The sequence below is a fragment of the Rhodopseudomonas sp. B29 genome, from assembly GCF_000333455.1.
In the GTDB taxonomy this organism is placed as follows: Bacteria; Pseudomonadota; Alphaproteobacteria; order Rhizobiales; family Xanthobacteraceae; genus Rhodopseudomonas.
The window spans coordinates 19,273-28,538 of the sequence record NZ_BADD01000425.1; the positions used below are offsets into that span (position 1 = coordinate 19,273).

A 9,266-nucleotide genomic window follows, 5' to 3' on the forward strand; every position below is an offset into this window, starting at 1 on the left:
CCTTCGGCGTGGCAACGCAGCAAACGTGGATGGCCGGGACAAGCCCGGCCATGACGAGTTCATTCGTCACGGGCCCGACAAAATCATGCTCGAACTAATCGTCATCTCCACCCTCAACGGCGTCCTGTACGGGATGCTCCTGTTCCTGATGGCGAGCGGCCTGACGGTGATCTTCAGCATGCTCGGCGTGCTGAACTTCGCCCATGCCAGCTTCTACATGCTGGGCGCGTTCTTCGGCTTTCAGATCAGCCGCTGGTTCGGTTTCTGGCCCGGGCTGATCGTTGCGCCGATCCTGGCGGGCGCGATCGGCGCCGCAGTGGAGCGCTACGGCCTGCGCCGCGTTCACAAGAACGGCCATGTCGCCGAGCTGCTGTTCACCTTCGGCCTCGCCTTCGCGATCGAGGAGATCGTCTCGATCATCTGGGGCAAGGTGCCGGTCGATTATCGCACGCCCGAACTCTTGGATTTCCCGGCCTTCACGATCTTCTCGACCAACTATCCCGCCTACAAGATGTTCATGCTGGCGGTGTCGGTCGTGATCTTCCTCGGCCTTCTGGTCGCACTGAAGAAGACCCGCATCGGCCTGATCGTTCAGGCGGCGCTGACGCATCCGCACATGGTGGCGCATCTCGGCCATAACGTCGAACGCATCTTCATGCTGGTGTTCGGCGTCGGCACCGCGCTCGCCGCCGTCGCCGGCGTCATCGCCGGGCCGTCGCTGGTGACGCAGTCCAACATGGCGGCGCTGGTCGGTCCGATCCTGTTCGTCGTCGTCGTGGTCGGCGGCCTCGGCTCGCTGCCCGGCGCCTTCATCGCCTCGCTGCTGATCGGCCTGCTGCAGACCTTCGCGGTGTCGATCAACGGCTCGCTCGGATCGGTCTTCGGGCCGCTCGGCCCCGAGCTGGCGCAGAGTTGGCTGAGCGACATCTGGAACGTCAGCGTCGCGCAGGTGGCGCCGATCATGCCTTATCTGCTGCTGGTGCTGATTTTGATCTTCCGACCGATGGGTCTGCTGGGGACCCGCGAATCATGACCGACCTCGCCTCTCACGCCGCCGCGCTCGGCGCCGCGCCGCCGCGGCCGACGGTTTCCGACCGGCTGAAGTTCTACGGGATTTGGCTCGCCACCGCGGTGGCGCTGCTGGTGCTGCCGCAGGTGTTTTCCTCCGGCGGCTCGCTGACGACGTTCAGCCTTGTCGGCATCTCGATCATCTTCGCGCTGTCGTACAACATCCTGCTCGGCCAGACCGGCATGCTGTCGTTCGGGCACGCAGTGTATTACGGCCTCGGCGGCTTCCTCGCGATCCACGCGATCAACATCGTCGGCTTCCACAAATGGCCGATTCCGCTGCCGCTGATGCCGCTGATCGGCGGCGTCGCCGGACTGTTCTTCGCCGCGCTGATCGGCTGGGTGATGACGCAGCGATCCGGCACCGCGTTCGCGATGATCTCGCTCGGTCTCGCCGAACTGGTCGCCTCCTCGGCGCTGATCCTGCGCACTTTCTTCGGCGGTGAAGCCGGCATCTCGGCGAACCGCACCAAGCTGTTCAAGGTGTTTGGCCTCTCGTTCGGCCCGCAGATCCAGATCTATTATCTGATCGCCGCCTGGACGCTGATCGCCATCATCGCGATGTACGCACTGACCCGGACCCCGCTGGGCCGGATGTGCAACGCGGTGCGCGACAATCCGGAACGCGTGCAATTCGTCGGCTACGATCCGCATGTCGTGCGATATCTGGCCTTCTGCTTCTCCGGCTTCTTCGCCGGCATCGCAGGTGCGCTGGCGGCGATCAATTTCGAGATCGCCAACTCGGCCTATCTGGGCGCGACGCAGTCCGGCACCGTGCTGTTCTCCACCTATATCGGCGGCATCGGCTTCTTCATCGGCCCGATCGTCGGCGCCGTCTTCGTGACCGTGCTGTCGCTCGGCCTGTCCGACCTGACCCAGGTCTGGCAGCTGTATTTCGGCCTGTTCTTCATCGCCGTGGTGGCGTTCGCGCCCGGCGGCATCACCGGCCTGTTGATGATGCACCGGCCGCTGATCCGCGCCGGCATGCTGCAGCGGATGCTGCCGAGCTATTTGATCGCTGTGGTGCCGACGCTGGCCCTGTGCACCGGTCTGATGATGATGATCGAAACCATCGTCCACTACACCGTCAATCCGAACGAGAGCCCGAACATCAAAGCGTTCGGCATTCCGTTCAACGCCGAGCGGCCGTCGGTCTGGGCGATCTCGGCGGTTCTTATCATCGTCGGATTCATCCTCGCCCGGATGAGCTGGACCCGCGTCGGCCAGACCTGGGACGCCACGCTGAGCGCCGCCCGCGCCAAGGTGCACGCCACATGAGCCCCGCGATGGAATCGAACACCCCCGCGATCGAAATCAAGGGCGTCGAGAAGAGCTTCGGCGCCACCAAGGTGATCCAGAACATCAATCTGTCGATCGCCCAGGGCGAGCGCCATGCGCTGATCGGCCCGAACGGCGCCGGCAAATCGACGACGTTCAACCTGATCTCCGGCTACATGAAGCCGACCTCCGGCAGCATCAAGCTGCGCGGCGAGGAGGTCGCCGGACTGCGGCCGTTCCAGATCAATCGCCGCGGCCTGTCGCGCTCGTTCCAGGTCACCAACGTGTTCGCCAACATGACGGTGTGGGAAAATCTCCGCTGCGCCGTGTTGTGGTCGACCGGGCACCGCTACGCATTCTGGAAGAACGTCGACAACCTGCCGGTGGTGCGGGAGCGCACGGCACAGATTCTCGAGGACATCCACCTCACCTCGCGCCGCGACGTGCCGGCTGGTCTGCTCACCTACGCCGAGCAGCGCGCGCTGGAGATCGGCATCACCGTGGCGGGCGGCGCCAATGTCATCCTGCTCGACGAGCCGACCGCCGGCATGAGCAACGCCGAGACCGAACGCGCGGTGTCGCTGATCCGCCGCCTCACCGAGGGCCGCACGCTGCTCATCGTCGAGCACGACATGAGCGTGGTGTTCGGCCTCGCCGATCGCATCTCGGTGCTGGTGTACGGCCAGGTGATCGCTTCGGGCACGCCGGAGGAAATCCGCGGCAACCCCAAGGTCAAGGAAGCTTATCTCGGCGAGGAGGCCGCCTGATGACCATGCTCGAGGTCAAGGATCTCCACGCTTACTACGGCAAGAGCCACATCCTGCAGGGCGTCGATATGCAGATCGCCGCCGGCGAGGTGGTGAGCCTGCTCGGCCGCAACGGCGTCGGCCGCTCCACCACCGTCAAGGCGATCATGGGCGAGGTGCCGCCGCACGGCACCATCCTGTTCAAGGGCAAGAACATCGCCGGCCTGCCGAGCTACAAGATCGCGCATCATGGCCTCGGCTACGTGCCGGAGCATCGCGACATCTTCCCCAGCCTCACCGTCCGCCAGAACCTGATGCTCGGCGTCAAGAACCCGCGCAATCCCGGCAAATGGCGGCTCGACGACATGCTCGACATGTTCTCGAACCTCAAGGCTCGCGCCGACACGCCGGCCGGCGTGCTGTCCGGCGGCGAGAAGCAGATGCTGACCATCTGCCGCACGCTGATGGGCGACCCCGAACTGGTGATGATCGACGAGCCGACCGAGGGGCTGGCACCGATCATCGTCCAGCAGGTCGGCGATCTGATCGCCGAAATCGCCCGCCGCGGCGTCGCCATTCTGCTGGTCGAACAGAAGCTCTCGATCGCCATGCGCATCTCCCACCGCGTCTACGTGATGGGCCATGGCCAGATCGTGTTCGAAGGCTCGCCGGACGACCTGAAGAACAACGCCGCGGTGCGCAAGGAATGGCTGGAGGTCTAAGTCGCCTGCACCTGTCTGCCCGCCAGCGAATTGCCGCTTGACTTAGAGCGCGCTCTAACCTGTAGCAACAGGGCGTCGTGACGGACAGAACACGCCATGAAGATCGGCGACCTCGCTCAGCGAACCGGACTGACAGCCCATACGCTGCGCTATTACGAGCGGATCGGGCTATTGCCGCGCGCCGCGCGGGATTCGTCGGGCCAACGTGACTACGACGCGTCGATCCTGACCTGGATTGAATTTCTCGGGCGCCTCAAAACGACAGGGATGCCGATCCGGGACATGCTGGCCTATGCCAGGCTCCGCGCCCGCGGCGCAGTGACCAACGAGGCCAGCCGCCGCCTGCTGCAGCAGCACCGCGACCAGGTCGCGGCGCATGTCGCCGAGCTGAAAGCCTGTCTGTCCGTCCTCGACACCAAGATCGCCGGCTATGCGGCCGACGCCGGCCAGGTGGAGACGGACGATGACGCAAGACAAAAGCGACCAGCACAACAGATACGAACGCGGCAAGCGCGCGCTCGCGGCAATCGACGGTGATGCCGGGCACAAAGTCGTGGCGGCGCTGGACGATATCGCGCCGGATTTCGCCCGCTATCTAATCGAGTTTCCATTCGGCGATATCTACAGCCGTCCCGGCCTCGACCTGCGCGCGCGCGAGATCGCCACCATCGCGGCGCTGACCGCGATGGGCAACGCCGCCCCGCAGCTCAAAGTGCATATCGAGGCCGGCCTGAATGTCGGGCTGAGCCGCGACGAGGTTACCGAGATCATCATGCAGATGGCGGTCTATGCCGGCTTCCCGGCGGCGCTGAACGGCCTGTTCGCCGCCAAGGAAGTCTTCGCTGCGAGGGCGAGCGCCGAACCGGATCTTACGATTTGATACCATCGAGTCGTTTTCGCGACCCGGAGCGCAGCTCGATCAGCGGTCAGCCGGCTGAAATACACGAATTCGGTCATAGAGACACTCCACAGAAGTCGTGAGGCGATCGACCTACGAACTATTTACACAGCGGCGCGAGCGACGACATATCTCCAGCACGACTAAACTGATGAGTCCTGGTGCGTAGCGGCGGCAGCCGCTCTGAGAAGCAATTGCATCTATCAGCAGATTGGATGCACTTCGAGCAACGCCTGATTATCCAGAACATTCCCGGAAGGTGATCGTGGGGCAAGATATTCGGAATAATTTGCTCATGCAGGAAGAGCTGGAAATCAATATCGACTGGCGGGCTTGGCTGACGGCCGCGATCTATTTCGTCGCGCTGTACATGCTGGGCGCGCCGCTGGTGCGCGCCGCTGTCGTCGCCGTGCTGGTGCTGGCTGCTATCCTGTTCAATTATGGGCGCAGAACCCTGCTGCTCGGCGGCGGCATCATTCTCGCCATTTGCCTCGCGATGTGGGCGCAGGTCCTACCCGGCGCCGATCGTTGGCTGGAGCTGGCACGCTCGATCGTGCACGGCTGACGCTGGAGCATTGCTGCGAGCTTGTCGGCGTCAGCCTGTCGACACCAAATAGTCGACTTCAGCTCGGGTCGGCGGCGATATCGACGACCTGCGAATTGGACGCGCCGGGGCGCAGCATCGACCTCCCGTCTCCATTCTGCGGCTGCAGAGCGGATTCCGGCCTCGCGCGGAGCCTGTCATCGGGCGGGCCAGAGGCCGGACCCGGTGGCGCGTCCCGGCATGACGGCGGGATTCAGTGAGGAGCATCGCACCCTTCCCCGGCTGCCGCGTTCCGGGCTACCTTCGCGAGAACAATTTTGATCCATCGCGAGCTTGAATGCTTTCCGCCCTCACCCGAGCCCGCAGCCGGCTCGCCGCCTACGCCGCCAACCCCGATCCGTTCGCCGCCACCGGCAACCTGGTGGCGCTGGTGCTGGCGGGGAACGGGCCGTTCTATCCGATGTATGTCGCCTACGTGGCGGGCCTCGGCGGGATGCCGTGGCTTCTGCTGACGTTGCTGTCGGGGCCGCTGTTCGCCGCGGTGCCGGCGCTGGCGCGGCGCAGCTCGCGGCTCGGCCGGATCGTGCTGTGCCTGATCGCGACCGGCAATACCGTGTTCTGCACCTGGCTGCTCGGGGTGCCGTCCGGCGTCGAATTGTTTCTGCTGCCCTGCGCCATGCTGGCCAGCGTGCTGTTTCGACCCAGCGAGCGCTGGCTGATGCTGCCGCTCGCCGGCCTGCCCGTCGCGGCGTTCGTCTTCCTGCACGGCCGCTACGCGGCGCCCCCGCATCTCTACCAGCCCGAGCAGTATGCCGGGCTGCTCTCGATGAACGCATTCAGCGCGGCGATGATCTCGATCTTCATCGGCATGGTGTTTTCGGCGTTGTACGTCGAATCGACGAACACATCCGCTGAGCGCTGAGTTCTCGGCGGCAGTTATTCCCGACGTTGGTCGCAATCAGCGCCGCCGCTGCAATGCAGCAAAACTTCTACTGCCCTGCGACATCGGGTCGCCGCCCGCTCTGTATCTGCCGAATCCGCGGTAACGGCAGGCGGATATAATTTCATGCTTGCGTCCAGGCACTTTCCCCAAACTCAAATAGTCGAATATCGTAGGGCGGCCGGCTGACATAGAGTCCGGCAAGCGGAGCCACGCCGACTGCGACGCGGCACCGCAACAGCAGCATGAACCAGGCGCGACCAATGCGCCGGCGGCTGCGAGGGGGAGGAACGGGTTGGAGTACGCGCTCGAAGTCCGCAATGTGTCCTTACGCTTCGGCGGCGTCCGCGCGCTGAGCGAGGTCAGCTTTGGCGTCAAGGACGGCGAGCTGTTCTCGATCATTGGCCCCAACGGCGCCGGCAAGACCTCCATCGTCAACTGCATCTCCGGCCGCTACCGGCCGACCGAAGGCCAGCTGTTCTATCGCGGCCGCGACATCACGGCGCTGAAGCCGAACGCCCGTGCGCCGCTCGGTATCGGCCGCACCTTCCAGAACCTCGCGCTGTTCCATCATATGAGCGTGCTCGACAACATCATGGTCGGGCGCCACCACCTGCTCAAGAACAACTTCCTCACCGGCGCGCTGTACTGGCTCGGGGCGCGGCGCGAGGAGCTGGAGCACCGCCGCAAGGTCGAGGAGATCATCGACTTCCTCGATTTGCAGTCGGTGCGCAAGGCGACCGCCGGCACGCTGTCCTACGGACTGCGCAAGCGCGTCGAGCTGGCCCGCGCCATGGCGCTGGAGCCGCAACTCATCCTGCTCGACGAGCCGATGGCCGGCATGAACTTCGAAGAGAAGGAGGACATGGCCCGCTACATCGTCGATCTCAACGAAGAGTTTGGCATGACGGTGGTGATGATCGAGCACGACATGGGCGTGGTGATGGATATCTCCAACCGCGTCGTGGTGCTGGATTTCGGCCGCAAGATCGCCGAGGGCGAGCCCGCCGCGGTGCTGGCCGATCCGCACGTCAGGCGCGCGTATCTCGGCGAGGAAGACGAGGCGCTCAGCGATCCGGACGACCTGCCGTCGCATCCGCCCGCTGCGGAGCGCGTCGCATGATGGACTATGCGGGCCGCGCCGCAGCGGCAGACACCTTTCCGAAACTGCTGCGCCTCAATGCCCGCGAGTTCAGCGATGCCATCGCGCTGCGCGAGAAGGACCTCGGGCTGTGGCGCGAATTCACCTGGGCGGACTATCAGGCGCGCGTGCATGACTTCGCGCTCGGCATGGTCGAGCTCGGACTCGGCAAGGGCGCCGTCATCGGCATCATCGGCGACAACCGCCCGGACTGGGTGTCGGCCGAGATCGCCACCCACGCGATCGGCGCGATGAGCCTGGGACTCTATCGCGACGTGCTCGACGAGGAAGCCGAGTATCTGCTGAGTTACGGCGAAGCCCGTCTGGTGTTTGCCGAGGACGAAGAGCAGGTCGACAAGCTGCTGACACTCGCCGAGCGCGTGCCCAACCTCAAGCACATCGTGTATTCCGACCCGCGCGGCATGCGGAAGTACGACGACCCGCGGCTTCTGCCGGCCGACACGTTGGCCGCGATGGGCCGCGCCCGCGCCCAGCGCGAACACGGGCTGTACGATCGGCTGGTCGATGCGACGCGCGGCGAAGATGTCGCCATCCTGTGCACGACCTCGGGCACCACCGCGCATCCCAAGCTGGCGATGCTGGCCGCCGGGCGCGTGCTGAAGCATTGCGCGACGTATCTGACGTTCGATCCGAAGGGGCCGGACGACGAATACGTCTCGGTGCTGCCGCTGCCGTGGATCATGGAGCAGGTCTACGCGCTCGGCAAAGGGCTGCTGTGCCGGATCAAGGTCAACTTCGTCGAAGAGCCCGACACGATGATGAATGACTTCCGCGAGATCGCGCCGACCTTCGTGCTGTTCGCGCCGCGAGTCTGGGAAGGCATCGCCGCCGACGTGCGGGCGCGGGTGATGGACGCCTCGCCGCTGAAGCAGAAGCTGTACGAGACCGGCATGAAGGCCGGCCTCGCCGCGCTGGAGAACGGCCAGCATTCGGGCTTCGCCGACGCCGTGCTGTTCCGTGCGCTGCGCGACCGGCTAGGCTTCACGCGGCTGCGCTCGGCCGCGACCGGCGGCGCGGCGCTCGGGCCTGATACGTTCAAGTTCTTCCGCGCCATGGGCGTGCCGCTGCGCACGCTGTATGGCCAGACAGAACTGCTCGGCGCCTACACGCTGCACCAGCCGGACGCGGTCGATCCGGATACGACCGGCGTGGCGATGGGTTCGGAAATCGAGATCAAGGTGCTGAACCCCGACGTGCAGGGCATCGGCGAGATCGTGGTCCGCCACCCCAACATGTATCTCGGCTACTACAAGAACGAGGAAGCCTCGACGGCCGACATGAAGGACGGCTGGATGCATTCGGGCGACGCCGGCTATTTCAATGCGAGCGGCCAGCTCGTCGTCATCGACCGCATCAAGGATCTCGCCGAGACGTCGCACGGCGAGCGGTTCTCGCCGCAATACATCGAGAACAAGCTGAAGTTCTCGCCCTACGTCGCCGAGGCCGTGGTGTTAGGGGCCGGCCGCGACCACCTCGCCGCAATGATCTGCATCCGCTATTCGATCATCTCCAAATGGGCCGAGAAGAAACGCATCGCGTTCACGACCTATTCCGACCTATCGTCGCGGCCCGAAGTCTACGAACTGCTCCGTCGCGAAGTCGAGACGGTGAATTCGACGTTGCCGCCGGCGCAGCGCATCAGCCGCTTCCTGCTGCTCTACAAGGAGCTCGACGCCGACGACGGCGAACTCACGCGCACCCGCAAGGTGCGTCGCTCGGTGATCAACGAAAAGTACGGCGACATCATCGACGGCATCTATAGCGGCAAGGCCGACATCCCGGTGGATACGACCATCAAGTTCCAGGACGGCACGACACAGCGAATCCGCACCACGCTGAAGGTCGTGGACCTCGGCAGCGGCCATGCGCATGCGGAGGCGGCGGAATGATGCTCGCCCTCCCCCACGC

The 9,266-nt window shown here is 64.8% G+C and carries 10 protein-coding genes; all 10 read left to right on the forward strand.

Annotation, left to right across the window (positions count from 1 at the left end):
* The first annotated feature begins 85 nt into the window (after positions 1 to 85).
* Complete coding sequence (locus I5M_RS15245) at positions 86 to 1,033, forward strand: branched-chain amino acid ABC transporter permease (protein ID WP_031336512.1); 948 nt, start codon at positions 86 to 88, stop codon at positions 1,031 to 1,033.
* The gene (locus I5M_RS15250) at positions 1,030 to 2,346 is read left to right on the forward strand and encodes a branched-chain amino acid ABC transporter permease (protein ID WP_022722183.1); all 1,317 of its coding nucleotides are present in this window, start codon (positions 1,030 to 1,032) and stop codon (positions 2,344 to 2,346) included. The genes I5M_RS15245 and I5M_RS15250 overlap by 4 nt, the downstream gene beginning before the upstream one ends.
* An 8-nt stretch (positions 2,347 to 2,354) precedes the next feature.
* Positions 2,355 to 3,113 (forward strand): ABC transporter ATP-binding protein, encoded by a 759-nt coding sequence (locus I5M_RS15255; protein ID WP_040771729.1) that lies wholly within the window; start codon positions 2,355 to 2,357, stop codon positions 3,111 to 3,113.
* Positions 3,114 to 3,118: 5 nt separating this feature from the next.
* On the forward strand, positions 3,119 to 3,814 hold the full coding sequence (locus I5M_RS15260; RefSeq protein WP_031336513.1) for an ABC transporter ATP-binding protein: 696 nt from the start codon (positions 3,119 to 3,121) through the stop codon (positions 3,812 to 3,814).
* A gap of 96 nt (positions 3,815 to 3,910) precedes the next feature.
* Positions 3,911 to 4,351, forward strand: a complete 441-nt coding sequence (locus tag I5M_RS15265) for a MerR family transcriptional regulator (RefSeq protein ID WP_022722186.1) — start codon at positions 3,911 to 3,913, stop codon at positions 4,349 to 4,351.
* A complete protein-coding gene (locus I5M_RS15270) occupies positions 4,278 to 4,694 on the forward strand; it encodes a carboxymuconolactone decarboxylase family protein (RefSeq protein ID WP_022722187.1) in 417 nt (138 codons plus the stop codon). The genes I5M_RS15265 and I5M_RS15270 overlap by 74 nt, the downstream gene beginning before the upstream one ends.
* A gap of 229 nt (positions 4,695 to 4,923) precedes the next feature.
* Positions 4,924 to 5,277, forward strand: a complete 354-nt coding sequence (locus I5M_RS15275; RefSeq protein ID WP_148287882.1) for a hypothetical protein — start codon at positions 4,924 to 4,926, stop codon at positions 5,275 to 5,277.
* Positions 5,278 to 5,593: 316 nt separating this feature from the next.
* Positions 5,594 to 6,178, forward strand: a complete 585-nt coding sequence (locus I5M_RS15280) for a hypothetical protein (RefSeq protein WP_022722189.1) — start codon at positions 5,594 to 5,596, stop codon at positions 6,176 to 6,178.
* 313 nt (positions 6,179 to 6,491) lie between these two features.
* Positions 6,492 to 7,319 (forward strand): ABC transporter ATP-binding protein, encoded by an 828-nt coding sequence (locus I5M_RS15285; protein ID WP_022722190.1) that lies wholly within the window; start codon positions 6,492 to 6,494, stop codon positions 7,317 to 7,319.
* The gene (locus tag I5M_RS15290; protein WP_022722191.1) at positions 7,316 to 9,247 is read left to right on the forward strand and encodes a long-chain fatty acid--CoA ligase; all 1,932 of its coding nucleotides are present in this window, start codon (positions 7,316 to 7,318) and stop codon (positions 9,245 to 9,247) included. The genes I5M_RS15285 and I5M_RS15290 overlap by 4 nt, the downstream gene beginning before the upstream one ends.
* Positions 9,248 to 9,266 lie beyond the last annotated feature (19 nt).